This is a genomic window from Mesorhizobium sp. B1-1-1 (assembly GCF_006442955.1).
Classification (GTDB): domain Bacteria; phylum Pseudomonadota; class Alphaproteobacteria; order Rhizobiales; family Rhizobiaceae; genus Mesorhizobium.
The window spans coordinates 422,595-443,911 of record NZ_VFWW01000002.1; the positions used below are offsets into that span (position 1 = coordinate 422,595).

The 21,317-nt window shown below is 61.5% G+C and carries 21 protein-coding genes; 11 read left to right on the forward strand and 10 right to left on the reverse strand.

Annotated elements, in window-relative coordinates; all coding sequences use genetic code 11:
* Positions 1-19: 19 nt before the first annotated feature.
* From FJ986_RS04985 to FJ986_RS05000, 4 genes are all read right to left on the reverse strand, one after another.
* Positions 20-1,468 carry a TolC family protein gene (locus tag FJ986_RS04985; protein WP_140525158.1) on the reverse strand — a complete coding sequence of 483 codons (1,449 nt, stop codon included), beginning with the start codon at positions 1,466-1,468 and terminating at the stop codon, positions 20-22.
* A 378-nt stretch (positions 1,469-1,846) separates the two neighbouring features.
* Positions 1,847-2,260: an MAPEG family protein gene (locus FJ986_RS04990; protein WP_140673564.1), complete on the reverse strand. Its 414-nt coding sequence runs from the start codon at positions 2,258-2,260 to the stop codon at positions 1,847-1,849.
* 75 nt (positions 2,261-2,335) lie between these two features.
* Positions 2,336-2,824, reverse strand: a complete 489-nt coding sequence (locus FJ986_RS04995) for an SRPBCC family protein (RefSeq protein ID WP_140673566.1) — start codon at positions 2,822-2,824, stop codon at positions 2,336-2,338.
* Complete coding sequence (locus FJ986_RS05000) at positions 2,821-3,177, reverse strand: metalloregulator ArsR/SmtB family transcription factor (RefSeq protein ID WP_181181853.1); 357 nt, start codon at positions 3,175-3,177, stop codon at positions 2,821-2,823. The genes FJ986_RS04995 and FJ986_RS05000 overlap by 4 nt, the downstream gene beginning before the upstream one ends.
* Before the next feature lie 212 nt (positions 3,178-3,389).
* Between FJ986_RS05000 and FJ986_RS05005 the strand changes: the two genes are divergently transcribed.
* Genes FJ986_RS05005 through FJ986_RS05015 form a run of 3 tightly spaced genes read left to right on the forward strand, consistent with a single transcriptional unit; the run spans position 3,390 to position 6,128 of the window.
* Positions 3,390-4,280 (forward strand): D-amino-acid transaminase, encoded by an 891-nt coding sequence (locus FJ986_RS05005; RefSeq protein ID WP_140564468.1) that lies wholly within the window; start codon positions 3,390-3,392, stop codon positions 4,278-4,280.
* A gap of 16 nt (positions 4,281-4,296) precedes the next feature.
* Positions 4,297-5,325: a P1 family peptidase gene (locus tag FJ986_RS05010; RefSeq protein WP_140673567.1), complete on the forward strand. Its 1,029-nt coding sequence runs from the start codon at positions 4,297-4,299 to the stop codon at positions 5,323-5,325.
* 2 nt (positions 5,326-5,327) lie between these two features.
* Entirely contained in the window at positions 5,328-6,128 is an 801-nt protein-coding gene (locus tag FJ986_RS05015) for a M55 family metallopeptidase (protein ID WP_140525154.1), read from the forward strand.
* On the opposite strand, the gene FJ986_RS05020 is transcribed toward FJ986_RS05015, so the two are convergent.
* The gene (locus FJ986_RS05020; protein ID WP_140673569.1) at positions 6,115-7,095 is read right to left on the reverse strand and encodes a LysR family transcriptional regulator; all 981 of its coding nucleotides are present in this window, start codon (positions 7,093-7,095) and stop codon (positions 6,115-6,117) included. The two genes, FJ986_RS05015 and FJ986_RS05020, sit on opposite strands and share 14 nt — an antisense overlap.
* A 293-nt stretch (positions 7,096-7,388) precedes the next feature.
* Here FJ986_RS05020 and FJ986_RS05025 point away from each other — a divergent pair, with 293 nt between their 5' ends.
* The 7 genes from FJ986_RS05025 (at position 7,389) to FJ986_RS05055 (ending at position 15,943) form a co-directional block, all read left to right on the forward strand.
* On the forward strand, positions 7,389-9,014 hold the full coding sequence (locus FJ986_RS05025) for an amidohydrolase (RefSeq protein WP_140673571.1): 1,626 nt from the start codon (positions 7,389-7,391) through the stop codon (positions 9,012-9,014).
* A gap of 67 nt (positions 9,015-9,081) precedes the next feature.
* Entirely contained in the window at positions 9,082-10,674 is a 1,593-nt protein-coding gene (locus FJ986_RS05030; protein WP_140515182.1) for an ABC transporter substrate-binding protein, read from the forward strand.
* A gap of 111 nt (positions 10,675-10,785) precedes the next feature.
* Positions 10,786-11,721, forward strand: coding sequence for an ABC transporter permease (locus FJ986_RS05035; RefSeq protein ID WP_140497345.1), 936 nt, complete (start codon positions 10,786-10,788; stop codon positions 11,719-11,721).
* A 3-nt stretch (positions 11,722-11,724) separates the two neighbouring features.
* Positions 11,725-12,546, forward strand: coding sequence for an ABC transporter permease (locus FJ986_RS05040; protein ID WP_140497347.1), 822 nt, complete (start codon positions 11,725-11,727; stop codon positions 12,544-12,546).
* Positions 12,543-13,460 (forward strand): ABC transporter ATP-binding protein, encoded by a 918-nt coding sequence (locus tag FJ986_RS05045; RefSeq protein WP_140564436.1) that lies wholly within the window; start codon positions 12,543-12,545, stop codon positions 13,458-13,460. The genes FJ986_RS05040 and FJ986_RS05045 overlap by 4 nt, the downstream gene beginning before the upstream one ends.
* Complete coding sequence (locus FJ986_RS05050) at positions 13,457-14,407, forward strand: ATP-binding cassette domain-containing protein (protein WP_140673573.1); 951 nt, start codon at positions 13,457-13,459, stop codon at positions 14,405-14,407. The genes FJ986_RS05045 and FJ986_RS05050 overlap by 4 nt, the downstream gene beginning before the upstream one ends.
* Positions 14,408-14,416: 9 nt before the next feature.
* Positions 14,417-15,943 carry a M81 family metallopeptidase gene (locus tag FJ986_RS05055; protein ID WP_140673575.1) on the forward strand — a complete coding sequence of 509 codons (1,527 nt, stop codon included), beginning with the start codon at positions 14,417-14,419 and terminating at the stop codon, positions 15,941-15,943.
* Positions 15,944-16,086: 143 nt separating this feature from the next.
* Here the strand turns inward: FJ986_RS05055 and FJ986_RS05060 are convergent, their stop codons facing one another.
* From FJ986_RS05060 to FJ986_RS05070, 3 genes are all read right to left on the reverse strand, one after another.
* Positions 16,087-16,998 (reverse strand): alpha/beta hydrolase, encoded by a 912-nt coding sequence (locus tag FJ986_RS05060; RefSeq protein WP_140671965.1) that lies wholly within the window; start codon positions 16,996-16,998, stop codon positions 16,087-16,089.
* 395 nt (positions 16,999-17,393) lie between these two features.
* Positions 17,394-18,134 carry an SDR family oxidoreductase gene (locus tag FJ986_RS05065; RefSeq protein ID WP_140671963.1) on the reverse strand — a complete coding sequence of 247 codons (741 nt, stop codon included), beginning with the start codon at positions 18,132-18,134 and terminating at the stop codon, positions 17,394-17,396.
* 33 nt (positions 18,135-18,167) lie between these two features.
* Positions 18,168-18,380 (reverse strand): 4-oxalocrotonate tautomerase family protein, encoded by a 213-nt coding sequence (locus FJ986_RS05070; RefSeq protein ID WP_140497359.1) that lies wholly within the window; start codon positions 18,378-18,380, stop codon positions 18,168-18,170.
* Positions 18,381-18,505: 125 nt separating this feature from the next.
* On the opposite strand from FJ986_RS05070, the gene FJ986_RS05075 reads away from it, so the two are divergent.
* Positions 18,506-19,444, forward strand: a complete 939-nt coding sequence (locus FJ986_RS05075; protein WP_140673577.1) for a LysR family transcriptional regulator — start codon at positions 18,506-18,508, stop codon at positions 19,442-19,444.
* Positions 19,445-19,497: 53 nt separating this feature from the next.
* Here FJ986_RS05075 and FJ986_RS05080 read toward each other — a convergent pair whose 3' ends face one another.
* The gene (locus FJ986_RS05080) at positions 19,498-20,868 is read right to left on the reverse strand and encodes a cytochrome c (RefSeq protein ID WP_140673579.1); all 1,371 of its coding nucleotides are present in this window, start codon (positions 20,866-20,868) and stop codon (positions 19,498-19,500) included.
* 107 nt (positions 20,869-20,975) lie between these two features.
* Positions 20,976-21,317, reverse strand: coding sequence for a hypothetical protein (locus FJ986_RS05085; RefSeq protein ID WP_140497365.1), 342 nt, complete (start codon positions 21,315-21,317; stop codon positions 20,976-20,978).

Here is a 21,317-nt window from a genome sequence, read left to right on the forward strand (position 1 = left end):
GATCGATCCTTAGGCCCGCCTATTTTTTCCTGACCGGTGCCAGAATATCGAACGGCACGTCATTTTTCTGTTCCGAAGGCGTGCGCGCATAGGTCTCGGTGTCGGCTATTTCCGGTGCGGCGAACTCGGTTCGCGCGTAAGCCGTGGCCTGTTTTGGCGGGTGGATATCCATCGTTTTCAACAACTGCCCGGTCGCCGCCAGAAGCCGATATTGCGCGAAAAGGGATGCGTAGGACGCGGTGTCGGCCAGTGTCGCGGTGTTGAATCGCGTGTTCTGCGCATCGAGCACGTCGAGCAACGAGCGCTGACCGACCTTGAACTGTTCGCGATAGGACGCGACCAGCTTTTCGTTGGAGACTGCTTGTAGCTTCAGGGTCTTGGCCAGATCGGCCTGCCGGAAGCGACGATCCCATGACGTGCGAACGGCTTCCTCGATCTCTCGGAGAACCTGGTGCATCGCGAGCCGCTGCTCGCTGGTGCGGCGGATCTGCTCCTGCTCATTGGCCTTGTCGATGCCGCCCCGATAGAGATTCCAGCGCAACACCAGACGTGCCTGCAGATCGGATGCGTCTCCATTGTCGCCGTCAATGTCGTAGCCCGCCCGGGCAGAGCCTTCGGCAATGATCGAAGGGCCGTATTTCGCGCGCGCAGCGTCCACCAGCGAGGCCGCCGCGGCAATATCGCTGTTGGCCATGTGGACGCGCGGGTTGCTCTCGCGCGCAAGGCCCAGCGCATCGTCCAGCGACCTTGGCAGCGTGCCGGACACGTCGGCCGGCCTCGCTGCATTGGTCAGCGGCTTGCCGACAGTCTTGAAAAACCGTATCCGCGCGGCCTCCAGTTCCTCCGACGCTTCCTGCATGCGGGCCTTGGCCGCGAACAGCCGCTCCTCGGCCTGTTGCCGGTCGGCTTCGTTCAACCCGCCGCCGGCAATGCCTTCCTGGATGTCGTGGAGGATTGCTTGATGGAAGCCCAGGTTTTTCTTTGCCTCGGCAACAATCGAAGCCTGGAGCATGTATTCGAGGTAGTCCTGGACAACAGAGAGGCCGATGAATTCCGACCGTTCCAGCACTCGAAACGACGCGCCATCGACGCGGGAGGCCTGGCGGTTCAATTCTGCGCGCCTTGCGCCGCTGTCATAGAGCGTCTGCGAAACGGTCAGGTCGGTTTCTGCCGGGTAAAGCGCGTCGTCCTCTATCGAGAGTGCGCGCCGTGATGAATTGTCGAGACGACGAGCGCCAGCCGACGCCTGCAGGTCGACGCTGGGCAAATAGAGGCCCTTTGCCTGACGCAATTCGAACTCGATCGCTTCGCGATTTTCTATGGCCTGGCCGATCTCCGGATTGGATTCGACCGCTACCGCCACCGCCTCCTTGAGCGTGAGGGCGTTCGCCCCCCCGCAAGTCAGCATCGTAGCCGCCATCAAAAGACCAAGGCGCTTGCCTATGGCCGACATGCCAGTTCTGTTCATTTAGCCCACCCGTTTCCCCAACGCCTTCCTCAAGGCGCTTAAGCGGGCCAACCCCAGGCCCACCATTGCCGAATTACCCGATATATTCAGAAAATACGTGAGCGAATATTAATTTAGGCGACTCTAAATGGGTTTTCCCAGTCATGAGCAGCGACATGTAGCAAAAATAACACATAACAGCGGGACCGATGGGGGTGGGAGAATGCCGATCGGCTGCAACGAAAAAATGCCTTGGTTGGAGCGGCTAGGGCACTTTTTGAAAAAAACCGCACAATGGTCCCGAAAGTTGCCTGGGCCGAGACGGTGGCGCTGTTGCCGAACGGGGATGCCGGACGCGGACTATAACGGATGTAGCCTCCGATAACTGCCGATAACGCGTCAATGGAGTGCTGCCCATCCAGTCACAAGAATAAGGGCAAGCGTAACCAGCGCTCCCGAAACGTACAGAACCGTCCTGACACTGCCTCCCTTTGCGGCGTTTCCGCCACGTAGGTAGACTCCCAGATGAATCAGGCGTATCGCCAGGTGCAGCCCCACAAGCGTCGCCAAAGTGGTCGGTCCAACACCAACCATCATCGCCAGCACCGCGGGCACGACAAAGGGCGCCAGCGCCTCAACCGAGTTCATGTGGACGCGGTCGATCCTGTAGAGCGGGTTGTGGTCGTCCGCCGGGACTACCGGTCCTGAAAGCACCCCTGCAAATCCCTTGGACGAACCGGAATAGACTGCCAACACCACCGACAGCAAACAAAGCGTAAGCACGCCGAGGATGCTTAACCAATAGACTTCCATATTGTCTCTGCTCCTGGAATCTCAGTGGGCGATACGGTGCTTGCGAGTCATACCCCATGAACTGCAACGCGGTTGTCAGGCTGCCCGATGGTTGAACAGGCCGTGGAACCGTTGCAGGTAGAGCGGCCAGCCCTGATCGCTATCAACTGCACCCCTCACGCCCTCCCAGCCTTGCCCATGGCGCTCGAAATGCCGGTGCTCGATCTCAACCCGGGTTCTGTTCTCGGTCTCGGCCGTGAATCGGACCTCCCATTCGCTCGTCTTGTTCGGGTCGGTCTCGATCTGCCACCGAGGGCTGATGTCCCAGCTCAGAACCAGCCGGCTGGGCGGATCGTAGGCCAACACACGAGCCCAGCGGCACTCGCTGCCATCCACACCTCGGTCGTAAACGTGCCCTCCGACCCGGGGTTCGAAGATCGTTTCTGCGATCGGAACGGCAAGAAGATTGTGCTCTCGAGGTTTGAATCTCCCGAAATCCTCGGTGAAAACCTTGAAGGCATGCGCAATGGATGCCTCGACGACGACGAAATGCCTTACCGGCGCGAGTGCAGGATCCTTACTCATGCTTGATCCTTTTTTGGATACTCGACGGCTAATTTGTAGCCCGCCAGGGTCTTGCTCCAGAACTGGTCGATTTCCGCGCGCAGGCCTGCCAGCCCATCCTGATCGATACGGTATATGCGTTCCTTGCCCGAGCGCGTGTCGGCCACAAGCCCGGCAGCCTTGAGTATCTTCAAGTGCTGAGAGACAGCCGGCCGGGTTACAGGCAGGGCACGAGCAAGTCCGCTGACCGAGCAGGGCTGTTCGACCAGCAGTTCGAAGATCGTGCGCCTTGTCGGATCTCCGAGCGCTGTCCAGTAGTTCGCGTTAGTCACCACTAACGCGAACTTAAATCGATGGCCGCGATCTGTCAACATCGGGAGGTCAACGATGCGTCATCCAAGCCTCCGCGGATTAAAGGAAACCGTTTCAGCGACCTGCGCTCGCTCGTGGCGTGAACCATGCGGCCGTCGCAGGGAGTGCCCGTTGCGCTTTGACGGTATCGGCATACCGAATTGCATTTTTTGAATTGGTCTTTGCCGACCTGCCTTGGCATTTATCGAGCAGTCAGTTGATGCTGGGATCGAGGATGGCCAAAGTGGCGCAAGTCTATTGCAATCGGCGTTACATGCCCGAAGACGAGGCGCGCATCGGTCTCTTCGATCGGGGATTCCTCTTTGCAGACGCGGTCTACGAGGTGACCGCCGTGATCGGCGGCAGGCTGATAGACAATGATTTCCATCTCAATCGTCTCCAGCGGTCGCTTGCCGAGATATGTATTCCCATGCCCGTGACGCTGCCTGAGATGGAAGCCATTCAATTGGAACTGATCTCGCTCAACGGATTGGATGAAGGAACGGTCTATCTCCAGATTTCGCGCGGCGAAGCCAAGCGCAATTTCCTGTTTCCCGATGATCTTGAGCCGACCATGGTCGCCTTCACAAGCGCCCGCAAACTCGTAGGAACCAAGGCTCAGGCCGAAGGCGTCGCCGTCGACCTGGCGCCTGATCCGCGCTGGGCGCGGCGCGACATAAAGACTGTCATGCTGCTGGGGCAGGTTCTGGCAAAGCATGCTGCAAGCGAGAAAGGCTTCGATGATGTCTGGTTTGTCGAGGGTGGACAGGTGACCGAGGGCGCATCGGCGACGGCTTTCATCGTTACGCACGACGGCCGTGTCATTACTCGCGCCAATTCTCAAGCCATCCTGCCCGGCTGTACGCGGCGAGCAGTGGCGCGTCTATGTGAAGACCAGGGCATTTTGTTTGAAGAGCGTGCGTTCTCGCCAGAGGAGGCGTTTTCGGCGGCGGAAGCGTTCCTGACCTCCGCCTCCAGCCTGGTCACCCCCGTCATCCGTATTGCCGGCCACAGGATCGGAAACGGCCAACCTGGTCCATTGACACGCCGCCTGCAGGAAATTTACGTCCAGACAGCTTTTGCAGAGATGAACGGGCATGCGGCCGGAAGAGCGGCCCTTGCTTGATGAGTGGGATGTGAAAATGGGCGCGGCACGGCGTTTAGGCCTTTGCATGGGGCGGCTGCCGCCCGGCCCGAACAATGCGATCACGGACGTGCCGGGTGTCCTGGTCGGCCACAAGACGATCATCGCCGACGGGCTGGCGACAGGCGTCACCGCCGTCCTGCCCCATGGCGGCGACCTGTTCAGATCCAAGGTCAGGGCGGCGGTCGATATCATCAACGGTTTCGGCAAGTCGGTCGGGCTCATGCAATTGGCCGAACTGTGCACGATCGAAACGCCGATCCTTCTGACCAACACGTTCTCGGTCGCACCATGTGCGGAGGCGCTGATCAAGCGTGCCATTGCCGCCAACCCGGAGATCGGGCGCAAGACCAGCACGGTCAATCCCGTCGTTTGCGAATGCAACGACGGCGGCATCAATGATATTCAGGCAATGGCGGTCACCCGGCATGACGCCGAAGCGGCGCTGGATGCCGCGAGCGCCGGTCCGGTCGAACAGGGCAGCATCGGCGCCGGCACCGGAATGACGTCGTTTGGCTTCAAGGCGGGTATCGGCAGCGCATCCAGGTCTGTCGAGATCGGGTCTCGCGCCTTCACGCTTGGCGCTCTGGTGTTGTCCAACTTCGGCAGGGCAGGGGATCTTGTCCTCCCGGATGGCCGCAGAGCCGATCCCAAAGGGCTCGGCGAGCCTGAAAGCGGGTCGATCATCATCATTCTCGGCACGGATATTCCTCTTGACGACCGGCAATTGAACCGTGCCGCCAGCCGGGCCGGCGCCGGCATTGCCCGCCTCGGTTCGTATTGGGGACACGGCAGTGGCGATATCGCCATCGCCTTCACGACCGCCGATCCTCTGCCGCACGTCTCGCCTTCACCGTTCATTTCGATTTCGCGTGTCGATGACAGATACATCGACCTCGTTTTCGAAGCGGTTGTGGAAACCACGGTCGAGGCCGTTCTGAACGCCCTGTGCGCCGCGCAAGGCGTGGTTGGACGAAATAGACGCAGGATTCCGGCGTTGACCGACTGGCTGAAGGAGCCCCTTTGAGCATGAAGATTTTCATTTCGGCCGATATCGAAGGCACCGCGGGCATTCAATCCTGGGACGAGGCGGAAAGAACGCATGCCGACCACAGGGAATTCCGCGAACTGATGACCGGGGAGGTCCTGGCCGCCTGCGAAGGAGCGCGAGCCGCTGGCGCCACCGAAATCATGATCAAGGATGCGCATGACAGCGGGCGCAACCTCATTCTCGAACGCATGCCGCCTTTCGCGCGCATCGTGAGGGGCTGGTCGGGACATCCGGACGCAATGATGTTCGGGATCGATGAAAGCTTCGATGCCGCGCTCTATACCGGCTACCATTCCAAGGCCGGCGTCGAGGACAACCCGCTTGCACACACATCGACATTGCGAATATCGCGGCTGATCCTGAATGGCGAAACAGCGTCCGAATTCACATTGAATGCGTTGTGCGCCGCGCGCTATGGCGTGCGCTCGGTATTTCTTTCCGGCGACGAAGGCATTTGCGCGGACGCCAGAGCCCTCGTCCCGGGGATAGCCACTGTCGAAACCCTCAAAGGCATCGGCGCGGCCACCATCTCGCTAGCGCCTGCGGCGGCGCGCGGCGCAATATGCGAGGGCGTTGAAAGGGCGTTGCGCGACAGGGCGCGGCAAGCTTTGCCGTCAATGCCGGAAAGGGTCGAGATCATCATCGAATTCAGCAATCCCGTCGATGCCTATCGCGCTTCCTGGTATCCCGGAGTGCGCCGGCACGGGCCACGTGCCGTCGCCTTTGCATCGAACGACTATTTCGAGGTGCTGCGCGCCTTCCGCTTCATGAAGAGCTGAAGGTCGCTGTGCCCGCGGCTGGCGCGGCGGGCTTCAACGTTTGCGCCAGCGCCTTGGATGATTGCCAAAGAGCCTCCACCATGGTGCTTCGCGTCTTCTCCGAGCTGCGATACAGTCGTATCTCGAGATCGAGCGTCCATGTGCTGTCATTCGAACAGATGACAAGGGCTCCATTGGAGATCTCGTTCTCGACGAGGCTTTCTGGCAGCCAGCAGATGCCCGCGCCGGTCAGCGCAAGTTCCTTGAGCCCGGCGCTTATTGTGCTTTCATGCACTGTCTGACGCCGGAACGGCGAGTGCTTCGAGAACAGTTTTCCGAGGGCGACACCAAAGAAAGAGCTGTAGCCATAGCCCAGATAGGGCAAAGCTCGCTTTGCCGTTTCCGGACTGTCCAGAATGCCCGCCGCGGGCACGGTCGACTTGTCGAAGCGCAGTTCCGGCGCCGCGACCGGGATGAGCCGATCCGATCCGATAGCCAGATGAGAAAACTTGTCGCGATCCAGGTGAAACGGCACTTCACGGTGCGCATAGGTCAGGAAGAAGTCGGTTTCGCCATCGGTCAGTGCAGCCAGGTTCGCCTCGATGCCACCCCTGTCAGCCATGAAGGATGTGCCGAAGGTGCGAGTGTTCCGCTGCACCTCCCGCAGCCAAACCGGAAAGAACGTGATGGTCAATGTGTGAAGGGCCGCAAAGCGTACAAGCCCCTGTTCCGCAGGCGGGCGCAGAGACTCGCGCACCGAATAGAACATCCTGATGGCGTCTTGCGCCATCGGAAGAAAATTGCGTCCGGCCGATGTCAGTTCGGCCGGCATGGTGGCACGACTGATGAGCGGTGCTCCGAGCCACGTCTCAAGCTGCTTGATGCGCCGACTGAAGGCCGACTGGGTGACATTGCGGATTTCGGCTGCCCGCGAAAAGCTCGAGGTTTCTGCAAGCGTCACGAAATCTTCGAGCCATTTGATTTCCACGCGGCCTCTCCTCCACTGCGTTCGAGCATTGATCCAGCCGCAATGGGAGCATATTTCATTATAATTGCAATGTTATGCAAATTTTGCATGCTTGATTGCGAAAACCGAATTGGCCTTGTGATCGCCGACGCCCCAACGTCTGCAAAACGAAAAAGCTGGCAACTGGAGCCGGTGGCAGGGGAACGTGACGTCGAGCGCGGGAGAAGAATCTGACCGCACACGAAACGGAATGCCACTCAAAGTCAAATCTATGTCGGCGACGTCCGTGAACGCCGGGGAGAAGAAAAGGCAGCATGAATTCGCAGAACCAAGCCGATCTCGTTTTGCATGGCGGCAAGATTTGGACCGGTTACGGAAATCCGATCGCGGAGGCGATTGCGGTCTTGGGCAACCAGGTCGTGGCCAGTGGCTCCAACGCCGATATCAAGCCCCTGATCGGAAAGGGCACGAGGGTCGTGGATCTGGCCGGGCGCTTCGCAATGCCCGGTTTGAACGATGCGCACCTGCATCTGATCTCGACGGGGCTCCTGCGTGGCAAGGTCGATGCGACGCCCGATGCCGCGCCGACCCGCGGCGCGCTGATGGCTGCGCTGCGGGCACGGGCCGCCGAAACGCCCAAAGGCGCATGGGTGACCGCGCGCGGTTTTGACCAGACCCGATATCCGGACGCACTGATGCCGACCGTGAAGGAGCTGGACGCCGCCCTGCCGGATCATCCCGTTTCGGTCACGCGCGCCTGCGGCCATGTCACTGTCGTTAATTCGCTGGCGCTGGCGCTGGCGGGAATCGATATCGACACGCCCGATCCGGATGGTGGCGTCATTGGGCGCGAGGCCGGGCAACTGACCGGAATGCTGGCTGAGAACGCCCAGAACCTCGTCTACGACGTCCAGCCGACACCCTCTTTCGCCGAGATACTCGATGCTATCGAAGCGGGGGGCCGTGACCTCCTGCGGTTCGGCATGACGTCCTGCATGGACGCGGCCACTGGCCAGATCGACGGTATGACCGAGATCGAGGCTTATCATGAGGCCGAGCGCAGCGGCCGGCTCCCGGTACGGGTCTGGGCAACACTTCTGGGCGACCCCGGTTCGTCCATCGTCGAGCCTTGCCATGCCGCGGGTCTCGTTACCGGGGTCGGCAGCGACATGTTCCGCATAGGCGGCGTGAAGATATTCACGGACGGCTCGGCCGGCGGACGCACGGCCTGGATGCGCCAGCCATATATTGGCCAGCCTGACAATTTCGGTGTCCGGATGCTGCCAGACGCTCAATTGTTCGAACTGGTCGACCGCTACACCGCAATGGGCTACACCATGGTCTGCCATGGCATTGGCGATGCCGCCATCGACCAGCTCGTGCGCGCTTATGAACGTGTGCGCGCCGCCAGGCCGGATCACAAGCACCGGCACCGGATCGAGCATTGCGGTTATGTCGATGATGCCATCAATCAGCGGATGTTGAAGGCAGGCATCCTGCCTGCGCCGCAGCAGGCCTTCATCTATGATTTCGGCGACGCCTACGTCTCGGTTCTCGGGCCGGAGCGCGGGTTGCGCTCCTATCCGATCGGAACCTGGGATCGCCTCGGCATGAAGCCGTCCACCGGCAGCGACTCGCCGGTCTGTTCGCCCAATCCCTTCCCGGACCTCTACGCCATGCTGACGCGCAAGACGCACAAGGGCACGGTAATGGACGCTTCCGAAACACTAACGTCCGAACAGGCGTTGCGCGCCTATACCGAACACGGTGCCTACTCCCAGGGCGCGGAAATGGTGAAGGGCCGGTTGGAGCCTGGAATGCTCGCGGACATCGCCGTGTTCTCCAACGACCTCCTGACGGCCACACCGGAGACAATCCTGCGTGAAACGCGCTGTGAGATGACAATTCTGGATGGGCGCATCGTCTATGAAGGAAGTTGAGGCGGGATGCCGGTTGGGCCCGTCTCTGACAGGAAATCAACAACGAACCACAGGGAGGAATTGAGGGATGTTGAACAGACTTGGCTTGATCGCGGCGCTTGCGCTTGGAACGGCGACCGCCGCGCTGGCGCAGGACGCCACACCGAAGGATGGGGGGAAATTGGTGTTCACCGCGCCCTATGGCAACTCCATCACATCGCTGGACATCACGGCGACACCGCATACGCAAGACGAGATCGTGGCCAAAGCGATCAACCGCTCCCTCTACAAATGGAACCCGGAAAGCGGCAAGCCTGAGCTCGACCTCGCCGAAACGGTAGAGAAGTCGGCGGATGGCAAGACCTATACCTACAAGCTCCGGGAAGCGACCTTTCACAATGGCGACAAGCTCGACGCCGATGACGTGATCTGGTCCTACAACCGTCTGGCCGATCCCAAGAAGGCCCTGCCGGGCGCCGAGCAGATGTTGCAGATCGCCGGCGTCGCCGAATTTCAGGCAGGCAAGGCCGATCATATTTCCGGATTGAAGAAGATCGACGACAGGACCATCGAAATCACCTTCATCAACCTGGCCGATCCGGGCTGGAACCTGATGTCCAACTATGCGCCGATCTACTCCAAGGACTATCCGGAGGATCAGCTGGCCTCCAAGCCGAACGGCCTTGGCCCGTTCAAGCTCGCCAATTACGTTGCGGGCTCGAAGGTCGAACTGGAGAAGTTCGACGGCTACTATGAGAAGGGCAAGCCGCATCTCGACAAGCTCGACATCATGCTGATGGGCGAAGCTTCGGCTCGCGACGTCGCCTTCCGCAACGCGGAGATCGATACCAACGTTCTCGGCCCTGTGCAGTATGAGGCCTACAGCCAGGATCCGGCGCTGAAGGATCACATCCTTGAGGTGGCCGAAGTCTACACCCGCAATATCGGCTTCAATCCGAAGGTCGAGGCATTCAAGGACAAGCGCGTCCGGCAGGCGATCAATTATGCGATCAACAAGGACCTGATTGTCGAGAAGCTCTTGAAGAACAAGGCTTATCCCGCGGTCTCCTGGCTGCCGATTTCATCGCCGGCCTTCGACAAGGACGCCAAGCCCTATGCCTATGATCCGGAAAAGGCCAAGGAACTGCTGAAGGAGGCAGGGTTCGAGACCGGTCTGAAGTTCTCGGTCACCGCGACCTCGAACGAAAGCTGGGGCCTGCCGATCGTCGAGGCGATCATCCCGATGCTGGCCAAGGTGGGCGTCACCGTGACGACCGACCCGGTGGAAAGCTCGGTCCTGTCCGACAAGATCCTGTCCGACAATTTTGATGCCTTTATCTGGTCGAACTCGTCGGGCCCGGATCCGCTGAAATATCTGAACTGCTTCTATTCGAAGACATCGCAAACCGCCTGCAACTACGTCAAGTTCAACAATGCCGACTTCGACAAGCTGATCGAGCAGGCAGGCAACGAAACCGATCCGGCCAAACAGAACGATCTTCTGAGGCAAGCCAACAACCTGCTGCAGGACGAGGCTCCGGTCTGGTTCTTCAATTACAACAAGGCCGTCATGGCCTACCAGCCATGGGTCCACGGGCTGAAGCCGAACGGCGCGGAACTGGCTATCCAGGATTACGAGGACATCTGGATCGACGACAGCGCACCCGCATCACGCAAGTAGCGCGATGGCATGGCTGGCGGGCGGGACCGGTTTGTACGGCCCCGCCCACCGCATGGCGCCCACTCCTCGCCCGCCGCATGGCGCCCAGTTGTTGAAAGGCAGGATTCGCGGATGTCGCGCTTCATCTTTCGTCGCACGCTGCAGATGATCCCGACCCTGCTGGCGGTCGTGCTGATCATTTTCGTGATATTCAGCGTCGTCCCCGGCAGCTTCATATCGAGCCTGATGTCGGAGGGGCGCAACGCCACGAATGCCGATGTGATGGCGCATCTGAACGAGCAGTTCGGGCTGGACAAGCCTCTGCCGGTCCGCCTGTGGGACTATCTGTGGGGGCTGGCGCATTTCGACCTTGGAATTTCCTACCGCACCCGCGAACCGGTGTGGAACGTGATCGAGCCGCGGCTCTGGCCTTCGATCAAACTGGCGCTGGCGGCGATGGGCTTTGCCGCGGCAGTCGGTATTCCTCTGGGATTTCTGGCCGCGCTGAAGCCCGGCAGTGTGTTGGACACCGGCACGATGATGCTGGCGGTTTCCGGCCTGTCGGTTCCCGAATTCTGGCTAGGCTTGCTGCTAATGTACGTCTTTGCGCTGCAGCTCGGTCTGCTGCCGAGCTTCGGCTACCAGCCCGGCGGCATCCGCTATATCATATTGCCTGCCATCGCGCTCGGCGTATCGCCGATGGCGCTCTTGGCGCGAACCACCCGCGCTGGCGTTCTGGACGTGATGAACGCGGATTTCGTGCGAACGGCGCGAGCCAAAGGGTTGACCGAACCGCGTCTGGTGCGCAGTCACGTCACCCGCAACGTGCTGGTGTTGATCTTGACCACGCTTGGCCTTCAGATCGGTTCGCTCATGGGGCAGGCGATCGTGATCGAGAAACTGTTTTCCTGGCCAGGGATCGGTTCGCTTCTGGTCGACAGCGTGTCGGCACGCGACATTCCCGTGGTTCAGGGTACGGTCATCGTGATCGTGTTGTGGTTCCTTGTCATCAACATGCTGGTCGATATCGCCTATGCCATGATCGACCCGCGCATCAAGGTGGCCTGATCCATGCGGTTGCGTTTCAATTTCGCCCTTGGCCTGGCGCTGGCGTTGCTCGTGGTCGCCGCAGCCGTCAGCGCCGGCTGGATTGCCCCGTACAACCCGATATTCGACGCCGACCTGATGAATTCTGAAATGCCGCCGAGCTGGGACCATCTTTTGGGCACGGACGGGCAGGGTCGCGACGTCTTTTCCCGTATCCTCTACGGCGCCAGGGTGTCGCTGACCGTCGGCCTCGTTTCGCAGTTGATCAACTCGTGCATCGGTATGGCGCTTGGGGTTTCGGCCGGTTATTTCGGAGGCTGGTGGGACGACCTGGTGAACGGGCTGACCAACGTCATGCTGGCGATCCCATCCCTGGTCTTCGCGCTCGCCATCATGGCGGTGTTGGGACCCGGCTTGCCAAGCCTCCTGATCGCATTGGGCCTGACCAACTGGTCCTGGACCTGCCGCATCGCCCGCAGCTCCACCTTGTCGCTCAAGAATCAGGGCTTCGTGCAGGCCGCCAGGGCGGCCGGCTTCAGCGACGCCAATATCATGCGCACGCAGATACTGCCGAATATCGTCGGTCCGGTGCTGGTCATCGCGACGCTTGGCATCGGCGGCGCGGTTCTGGCGGAAGCTGCACTGTCTTTCCTCGGCGTCGGCATCCGGCCGCCGCAGCCGAGCTGGGGCAACATGCTGACCGATGCGCGCGAACTGATCCGCACCGCCCCCTGGGCCTCGCTGTTCCCCGGCCTCGCAATCTTCGCCACGGTCCTTGGCTTCAATCTGCTCGGTGACGGGCTGCGCGACATGCTGGATCCGCATATGAGGATCAGGCAGGCATGAGCGGCGTTCTTCCCGATCCTGTTCTGTCCATCCGCGACTTGCGCATCGGCGTCGGCAAGCGGAACGAAATCCTTCACGGCGTGTCTTTCGATATCCTGCCTGGGGAAACTTACGGACTTGTCGGCGAATCCGGTTCGGGCAAAAGCATCACCGGCCTTTCGGTGATGGGGTTGCTTAAGCGCCCGCTGGAGGTGACCGGCGGCTCGATCTTCTTCCGGAGCCAGGACGTGTTGAAGCTTGGCAGCCGCGCCAGGCGCCGTCTGCGCGGCGACCGTATGGCGATGGTGTTTCAAGAGCCCATGACGGCGCTCAATCCACTGATGGCGATTGGCCGTCAGATCGCGGAAATGTTCGTCGTTCACAGGGGCTTCGGGTGGTCGGATGCGGGCAGGAAAGCCGTCGAGGCGCTGGAAAGCGTTCGTGTGCCGGCGCCCGAGGAACGCGCCCTGTCCTACCCCCATCAGCTGTCGGGAGGGATGCGCCAGCGCGTCATGGTCGCCATTGCACTGGCCTGCCGTCCCGACCTGCTGATTGCGGACGAGCCGACCACCGCACTTGATGTGACGGTCCAGGCAGGCGTCCTGGAATTGCTTGCCGAGCTTTGCACGGCTGAAGGAACGGCCGTGCTGCTGGTCAGTCACGATTTGGGCGTGATCGCCAATATGTGCCGGCGCGTCGGGGTCATGGACCGGGGGCGGCTCGTCGAGGAGCAGGACACCAAGGCTCTGTTCGAAAATCCGCTGCATCCCTATACCCGAGGCCTGCTCGCGGCACGCCCTCGCCTGGGGTCGCGAACGCTGGTTGGACGCGCCCGCCTGACCGAACTGGACCAGGTCGTGGGCAGCGAGGAGCGTGGACGCGACGCACCGACGCTGACCACGCCGCGCGGCCTTGGCCTGGAGGCGACCGCATGAACCAGCCTCTTCTGGAAATCCGCGACCTCAACGTCCATTTCCCGCTGCCGCGTCGCTCGCTGTTGGGGCCAAAGCGGACGCTTCGTGCCGTTCAGGGCGTGAATCTGACCCTGAACGACGGAGAGTGCCTGTCCATCGTCGGTGAATCCGGCTGCGGAAAATCCACCACCGCGCTGACCGTGATGGGTCTGCAGGAGCCGACTTCGGGAAGAATCCTGTTCCAGGGCAAGCCGTTGACAGGCCCTGGCGCTCCCGCCCGCAAGGAGCGCGCGCGCATCGCTCAGATGGTGTTTCAGGACCCGTATGCGTCGCTGAATCCGCGCCAGACCATCGGCCGCATGCTGTCCTCGCAGCTTTCCCTGCATGGAATCGCCAAGGGAAGCGAGGCCAGCCACCGCGTCGCCGAGATGCTGACCCGCGTCGGCCTGACGCCCGATCACGCCGACCGTTATCCGCATGAATTCTCCGGTGGGCAGCGCCAGCGGATCGGCATCGCGCGGGCGTTGATGCTTGATCCGAAGATCCTGGTGCTGGACGAGCCGGTGTCGGCATTGGACGTGTCCATCCAGGCGCAGATCATCAACCTGCTGATGGACCTGCAGGAAACGCTGGGCTTGAGCTACATCATGATCTCCCACGATCTGAGCGTGGTCGAGCATGTCAGCGACAGGGTTGCCGTCATGTATTTCGGCCGCGTGGTGGAAGAGGGTGACTGGCATTCGATTTTTAGTCGCCCGACGCATCCCTACACGCGTCGCCTGATCGGTTCGGTTCCCGATCCCGACGCGATCCTGACCGGGGCACGCACCTTGCCGGATGCCGCCTTCGTTCCAGACGCCGCCCGCTTTTCGCCCGACATTTCGCGCCGTCCGGATCCCGACGAAGAACACGAGCTAAGCGAGCTTGTCGAGATCGGCCGCGGTCATCGCGTCCGCCTCGCGCAATAGGAATTGCCGATGACCTTCACCGTCCTTACCTGCGAATTCATGCACGAGAGCAATACGTTCTCGCGCTTCCGCACCGACTTGCCGCAGTTTCAGGTGGACACGCTTCTCCTTGGCGACGACGCGATCCGCGCCCGCCGCAACGCCAACACCGAACTTGCTGGGTTCATGGATGTGGCGGAACCGGCGGGCTGGAACGTGATCCACGCGATTTCGGCACATGCCGTGCCCGGGGGGCGGGTGACGAAAGCCGCCTATGACCACATCGCCGGTATTGTCCTGGAGGCAGCGCGTTCGAACAAGAGCCGCCTCGACGGAGTGCTGCTGGGACTTCATGGCTCGATGGTGCCTGAGTTTTGCCCGGACGGGGAAGGGTATCTGCTAGGCCTTCTGCGGGCCGAACTTGGAACGGATATTCCTGTTGCGGTAACGCTCGATCTTCATGCGATGGTGTCCGAAGATATGGTTCGGGACGCGCAGATCCTTGTCTCCTACAAGACCTATCCGCATGTGGACATGCGCGAAATCGGCGCGCATGCCGCCCGTATCCTGGATCGCGCAATGAGGGGTGAAATCGCGCCCCGGACCGTTAGGGCGCATGTGCCGATGCTGGACGAAGCGAATTCAGGCCGCACCGACATTCCCGAGACGCTGGCCCTCTATGACCGCGCCCGCGAGGCCGAGGCCGAGGGCTTGCTCGCGGTTTCCGTCAATGCAGCCTTCACGGGCGCCGACGTGTCCTGCGTCGGTCCCACCGTGCTCGCAACCTATGACAGCCGTGATCCCGGCGCCAAGCCAACCGCCATGCGTGTGACAGAGGAAATTGCGGACAGGATCTGGCAGGGCCGGACCAAGAAGCGCAATGTTTTCATCGAGGTCGATGAGGCGGCTGCCGAGGCGCATGCCTGGCGCGGCGACAAACCGCTTGTTATCGCCGATTACGCCGACAATCCCGGCGCCGGTTCCTACGGCGACTCGACCGCGCTGTTGAAGGGCCTGCTTGATGCGGGAATAAAGGGTGCGGTACTCGCGCCGATGATCGATCCTCAAGCGGCAAATGAATTGCACCGTCACCGGCAAGGCGAAACTGTGACGGTGACGATTGGCGGCAAGGGCGACGCCAACTTCGGCGGTGGCCCGCTAACGGTGACGGGTGTGCTGACCAGGCTTTCGGAGGGCAACTATGTCGGCGACGGACCGATTCAGGGCGGGCTGACCCATAGTTTCGGGCCCACCGCCGTAATCGATGTCGACGGGATCGAAGTCCTGGTCGTTTCAGAAGCGCAGCAGATGGTCGACCTTCAGCAATTGCGCGCTTTCGGGATAGAACCGACGGCTCGCCGCGTGTTGGTCCTGAAATCGATGCAGCATTTCCGGGCGGCATTCGAGCCGATATCGGGCAAGGTCATCGTCTGCGATGCAGGCGCGCTGGCAACGCCGCGGGCAGAGCGGCGCCCCTATATCCACGCGCCGCGCCCGCTCTGGCCGCTCGACAAGGATTTCGAGCGCTTCGTTCGTCCCTTGGTCGACACATTCTAAATTACCAAAGCGGGCCAGTGCAGACGGCCCCTTCCTGGATGCGAATGCTGACAGCGAGCGCACTCTTCGCAGGCCCTGCGTGGCGACGGCGGTGCGATCGATCATCGACCGTCAAGTCACAGACATCGCCGATACGCTTCAGCTCATCTATTCGCTCCGGCCTGCGGGCCTGCCCGGGCCGTTGTTCGAGGCTCGGAAAACGGCGGCGTCCGCGCTGCATCGTGACGCGCGCCGTCCCGGTGCCAGAAGTCGAGAACGGCTGCGGTAATAGCCTCTGGCGCGTCCTCCTGAACAAGATGCTTCGCATCCGGTACGACAACGAGTGGAGCGTTTGGAATGCGCCGTGCGAGTTCCTCACCATCTTTCAGCGGGATGAATTCATCCTCGGCGCCCCAAAGAATGGTCACGGGGCAGCGGATTTCGCCGTAACGATCTTCGATCTCCTCGCTGTACTTGTCGTCCATCTGCGCCACCTGGCGCCAGAACGCCTTCTTGCCCTCCTCGCTAAGCCAAGGCTGGAGGTAAAGCCGCATCTTCTCTTCGCGCAATTTGTGCTTCGCTGCGGCACCAATATACGCGCGCAGGACGGCTTCATGGATATAAGCCGGTAGACCGGCAAAAACGTCTTGGTGCGTCTTGGCCGCCTGCACCAGCGCGGATCCCTGCGGGCTGATTGCGACAGGATCGATCAGCATGAGGCTGCTGTAGTCGATGCCGTCCATGAGATGGGCGCGCAGCGCGGCAGACCCGCCAAAGTCATGCGCGACGACGTCCGGGCGCTCTATACCCCAGTGCTTTACCAGCGCCGCGAAAAGTCCATTCTGAAGACCATGCAGAACGTCGGTATCCGGCTTGTCGGACTGCCCGAAACCTACCAAATCATAATAGAAAACCCGACGGTGCCGCGCGAGCCACGGTGCAATTCGCCGCCACACCAGCGAGGAAAATGGCGAGCCGTGCAAGAGGACCGCAGCCTGTCCCTCGCCGAGCGTGCCCCAGGCGATCGCATGACCGCGGTAGATGAAGCGTTCAGGCAGAGTCCAGTTCGCAATCATCTCGTCCTCCGTATCCAGAGACTTGTCGAGGAATCCGACAGGAAGCGGGTCGGACCGAAACTCTCAGCCATGGTGCGATGGTGCGAATTCCGGCCCTGGACAATCTCTCGGCGACAGAAACCCAGGTGGTAGCGTCGTCAGGCCAGCCGTGCAGCAGCAAAGCCGCTGTGTCATGCTTCGCGCCTTCCTCCAGAAAGGCGATGTCGAGCATTTGTGGCCGCGGTTGACGGCATGATGAAGCGCGCGTGGGTCTGCATCCCTGCCCAACGAGGACGGCGCGATCGGGTTCCTTGGCATGCGACCATCAGGCCGCTCTTGTCGACCTCCGTCCGAGGCAGCGCGTTCACGGAAAGCCTTCCCCTATCCGAGCCGGACTTGCTTCATGATCCTGTTCCTCAGATGACCCCGCCATTCGCTCGGACGATCTGGCCGTTGATCCAGCCGCTGTCCGGTCCAACCAGCAGGGAGACGACGCGCGCGATGTCGTCGACCTCGCCCAGACGGCCGAGCGGGTTCATCTGTTTGATACGATCGAGCGTAGCCTGATCCTTGCCTTCGAGAAAAAGCTCGGTGGCCACCGGCCCCGGCGCAACCGCGTTGACCGTGATGGCGCGGGATCCCAACTCCTTCGCCAGAATGTGGGTGAGCGCTTCGACCGCGGCCTTGGTGGCCGCATAAACGCCATAGGTCGGCTGGTAGAGTCCGACGACGCTGGTCGAGAAGTTCACGATGCGGCCGCCGTCGCGCAGGCGCCTCGCCGCCTCGCGAAGGCCGTTGAACGTGCCCTTGAGATTGATCGCGATGGTCTGATCGAAGGTCGCATCATCAAATTGAGCGACCGGCGCGAGCTTCATGATGCCGGCATTGTTCACCAGCACGTCGACGCCGCCATGGGCCGCTTCGGCGGAATCGAACATCCGTCTCACAGCTTGCGGGTCGCTGACATCGGCCTGGAAGGAGGTGGCCCGACCGCCGGCCTTTTCGATCTCGTCCACCAGCTTGGCGGCCGCTTTGGTGCTACCTGCATAGTTGACGACGACCGTGAGGCCGTCGCTCGCCAGCCGGCGGGCGATGGCCGCTCCAATGCCACGAGACGCTCCCGTGACGATCGCAACTTTGTTCGTTGAGGTGGTCATTGTCGTTGTTCCTTTGCCGTGTTGTTGCCGATATCAATCCTTCGCTCGATATTCCTGCGGGATCACGAAGACCTCGTCGGCGCGGGCGTAACCGCCGTCCTTGACCTCCTCGATCAGGACCATGGTATGCGGCCGAGCGGCCTCGGAGAAATATTCCACGAGCATCGCCGTGGCCCGATGGACGATCTCTTCTTTCTGGGCCCGGTTCAGCGCCGCCTCGGGGACCTTGAAATTGACGAAGGGCATGATCTTCACTCCTGTCGATCTGATGACTTGAATGGTGTGAAGGTAGCCGTTTTTAAAACCAGCACTAGAAGGCCGATTTCAACATCACCATTTCAAAAACCATAACAATCAACTACGAGATGGTCATGGATCGCATCGACGTCATGCGGCTCTTCGTCAGGATCGTCGAGCGTGGGAGCTTTGCTCAGGCCGCGCGGGACCTGCAGGTTCCGCGGCCCACCGCCACCCATGCGATCCAGCGCCTGGAAGCGGATCTCGGCGTTCGGCTCCTCGAACGAACAACCCGAAATGTGAGGCCGACGCTCGATGGCGCACTCTACCATGAACGCTGCATCCGGCTTCTTGCGGACCTGGATGAGGTGGAGAGCGTCTTCAGGAATGCCGAACCCAAGGGTCCGCTTCGTGTGGATATGCAGGGGACCATCGCGCGGTTTTTCGTCATGCCCGCCTTGCCCGAGTTCATCACGCGCTATCCCGGCATCTCGCTCAGCCTCAGCGAAGGCGACCGGATGGTCGACCTCATCACTGAAGGCGTCGATTGCGTCGTGCGAGCCGGCGAACTGTCCGACTCGTCTCTGATCGGTCGCCGCATAACCGCATTCGAGCAACTCACCCTGGCGAACCCAGCCTATCTTGAACGTCACGGCGTCCCTTCAACACCGGATGATCTCGGCGGCCATCGCATGGTTGCCTATACCGCCTCCGCGACAGGGCAGCCGTACGCGCTGGAATTCGAGATGGACGGCGCGGCAAGGGAAATTCCACTGCCCTACGATATCGTCGTCCGGGGCGCCGAAATCTACACGGCCTCCGGCGTCGCCGGGCTCGGGTTGATACAGGTCCCGCGCTATCGCGTAGAGCATCAGATCGCCACCGGGGAATTGGTTCCGATACTGGAAACCTTCCCACCACCGCCGATACCCGTATCCGTGCTCTATCCCCAGAGCCGCCATCTGTCTTCGCGGATCAGGGTGTTCATCGATTGGCTGGCGGACGTCTTTCGCGCCCCTCGCGGCGCTGCCGGGAGTTCCTCTCAGAAGGGCTCGGTCGAGATGCCAAACTGAAGCAGTTCATCCCGGAAACGCCGAACGGATACGCCACGCTTCGGCACACCGTCTCATGGCCTGCCCCTCGACACGAATGTGAGATGCCTCTGGTGCATTCTCAGGCGAAGGCGTCTGGCGAGCAGAAGCGCCAGACCAAGCGCAAATACGATGCCGCCCGCCACCAGCGCCTGGGCCGCCAGAACCAGCACCGTCTGCTCTGTCGTCGAGCCTGCCCGCATCTGGCGCACATCGGCTGCCGTGACGCTGACTTGCGGGTTTCCGAAACGCGCTGTCACATAGTTTGCAAGGGCCGCCACCTGGCCGTCGTCCAGCCAGCCGTCAAAGGCCGCCATCGATTTGCGGCCCGCGACGCCGCCTGCCTTGACGCCTTCAAGGATGGTCATGACGACATTCTCAGGCGAGGTTACGCCGAGAGTGCTGTTGTTGGTCAGTGATGGATAGGTGCCATCCGCCGATCCGCCTCCATTCAGGCCATGACATCCCGAGCAGAGCGACCGGTAGAGATCGTCGCCCACCGCGACCCCGCTGCCCTCCACGCTGGTCTTCGTCCCGGCATCGCGGGCGGCTGCGGGCGGATTGGTCCACGCGAAGCGCGGCCGCTTCTCGTCTCCCGATTGGGCGGGCACGGTCCTGAGATAGGCGACGATGGCATGAATGTCGTCGTCCGAAAGATATTGCAGACTGTTCATGACCGTTTCCGCCATCGGACCGCCCGCATATGCCTTTCCAGGCATGGCGCCGGTCTTGAGAAACCGAAACAGCTCCTCATCGCTCCAGCCGCCTATGCCCGCGATCTTGTCGCCGCTGATGTTGAACGCCTGCCAGATACCGGCGCTGCCGCCGGCAAGCTTGCGATCTTCATCCATGCCGAACGTCGTATTCCTTGGAGTGTGGCAGGCGCCGCAGTGGCCAAGCACCTCCACCAGGTAGGCGCCCCTGTTCCATGCGCCGGTTCGGCTTGGATTTGGTCCGAAGCCGCCGGCGTGGAGGTTGGCAAGTTTCCACAACCAGAGCGTCCAGCGCTGGTTAAATGGAAAGGGCAGTATGTTTGGCGGCGGCGGCTGAGAAATCGGCGCGGTCGTGAGCAGGTAGGCTCGGATCGCGAGCACATCCTCGCGGTTCATCCCGACGAAGCTGTCATATGGCATGGCGGGATAGAGATCGGCCCCGTCGCGTCTGACGCCTTTCTGCACGGCTCGCACGAATTCGTCGGCGGAATAGCGCCCGATGCCTGTGTCGAGGTCCGGTGTGATGTTGGTGGAATAGACATCGCCGAACGGCGTCGGCACCCGATAGCCTCCGGCGAAAGGCCGGCTCGGATTGGACGTGTGGCAGCCGACGCAATCGGCGGCTCGGGCAAGATATTCGCCTTTCTGGATCTCGTTCGCCCGCAGCGGCGTGCCAGGCGCCAGCGACGCCATGACGGCCGCGACTACACGTAGGAGAACGGCGAGGAACGGAACGCTCGCAGCAGGCCACCGCAAACGCTGCCCATGGCGGATGACCGCTCGTCGGCTCCGCTGCACAGTCACAGTTCGCATCCGCTGAAGATCAATCCGGCCGCCATTTGCGCCAGCATGACGAGCGTGAACAGGGCCCCGATGCCTACCGAAGTCCTGGCCAGAAACGCGCGCGTGCGCGCCTTCAGGGGCGGGCTCGTGCCGTGCCCTGGATCATGAACGGCGCGCCATGACGACAGGACGCCCAGCGCCGCGACGGCGGCGCCTGTCAGCGAGAACAGAACAGTGGGCCGAAACCCGGCGTCGCATTGCCAATATGCGATTGAATAGTCGAGCTGCAGCGATATCGCCCACGCCGTTGGTCCGGTGGCCATGCCTGCCCAGGAAACGCCCGTGCGGATCGCCTGCAT

What these genes read in the sequence shown, in the direction of transcription:
- FJ986_RS04985 (WP_140525158.1), bottom strand. Translation starts at nt 1,468, where the DNA reads ATGAACAGAACTGGCATGTCGGCCATAGGCAAGCGCCTTGGTCTTTTG.
- FJ986_RS04990 (WP_140673564.1), bottom strand. Translation starts at nt 2,260, where the DNA reads ATGGAAGTCTATTGGTTAAGCATCCTCGGCGTGCTTACGCTTTGTTTG.
- FJ986_RS04995 (WP_140673566.1), bottom strand. Translation starts at nt 2,824, where the DNA reads ATGAGTAAGGATCCTGCACTCGCGCCGGTAAGGCATTTCGTCGTCGTC.
- FJ986_RS05000 (WP_181181853.1), bottom strand. Translation starts at nt 3,177, where the DNA reads ATGTTGACAGATCGCGGCCATCGATTTAAGTTCGCGTTAGTGGTGACT.
- FJ986_RS05005 (WP_140564468.1), top strand. Translation starts at nt 3,390, where the DNA reads ATGGCCAAAGTGGCGCAAGTCTATTGCAATCGGCGTTACATGCCCGAA.
- FJ986_RS05010 (WP_140673567.1), top strand. Translation starts at nt 4,297, where the DNA reads ATGGGCGCGGCACGGCGTTTAGGCCTTTGCATGGGGCGGCTGCCGCCC.
- FJ986_RS05015 (WP_140525154.1), top strand. Translation starts at nt 5,328, where the DNA reads ATGAAGATTTTCATTTCGGCCGATATCGAAGGCACCGCGGGCATTCAA.
- FJ986_RS05025 (WP_140673571.1), top strand. Translation starts at nt 7,389, where the DNA reads ATGAATTCGCAGAACCAAGCCGATCTCGTTTTGCATGGCGGCAAGATT.
- FJ986_RS05030 (WP_140515182.1), top strand. Translation starts at nt 9,082, where the DNA reads ATGTTGAACAGACTTGGCTTGATCGCGGCGCTTGCGCTTGGAACGGCG.
- FJ986_RS05035 (WP_140497345.1), top strand. Translation starts at nt 10,786, where the DNA reads ATGTCGCGCTTCATCTTTCGTCGCACGCTGCAGATGATCCCGACCCTG.
- FJ986_RS05040 (WP_140497347.1), top strand. Translation starts at nt 11,725, where the DNA reads ATGCGGTTGCGTTTCAATTTCGCCCTTGGCCTGGCGCTGGCGTTGCTC.
- FJ986_RS05045 (WP_140564436.1), top strand. Translation starts at nt 12,543, where the DNA reads ATGAGCGGCGTTCTTCCCGATCCTGTTCTGTCCATCCGCGACTTGCGC.
- FJ986_RS05050 (WP_140673573.1), top strand. Translation starts at nt 13,457, where the DNA reads ATGAACCAGCCTCTTCTGGAAATCCGCGACCTCAACGTCCATTTCCCG.
- FJ986_RS05055 (WP_140673575.1), top strand. Translation starts at nt 14,417, where the DNA reads ATGACCTTCACCGTCCTTACCTGCGAATTCATGCACGAGAGCAATACG.
- FJ986_RS05060 (WP_140671965.1), bottom strand. Translation starts at nt 16,998, where the DNA reads ATGATTGCGAACTGGACTCTGCCTGAACGCTTCATCTACCGCGGTCAT.
- FJ986_RS05065 (WP_140671963.1), bottom strand. Translation starts at nt 18,134, where the DNA reads ATGACCACCTCAACGAACAAAGTTGCGATCGTCACGGGAGCGTCTCGT.
- FJ986_RS05070 (WP_140497359.1), bottom strand. Translation starts at nt 18,380, where the DNA reads ATGCCCTTCGTCAATTTCAAGGTCCCCGAGGCGGCGCTGAACCGGGCC.
- FJ986_RS05075 (WP_140673577.1), top strand. Translation starts at nt 18,506, where the DNA reads ATGGATCGCATCGACGTCATGCGGCTCTTCGTCAGGATCGTCGAGCGT.
- FJ986_RS05080 (WP_140673579.1), bottom strand. Translation starts at nt 20,868, where the DNA reads ATGGCGTCGCTGGCGCCTGGCACGCCGCTGCGGGCGAACGAGATCCAG.
- FJ986_RS05085 (WP_140497365.1), bottom strand. Translation starts at nt 21,317, where the DNA reads ATGCAGGCGATCCGCACGGGCGTTTCCTGGGCAGGCATGGCCACCGGA.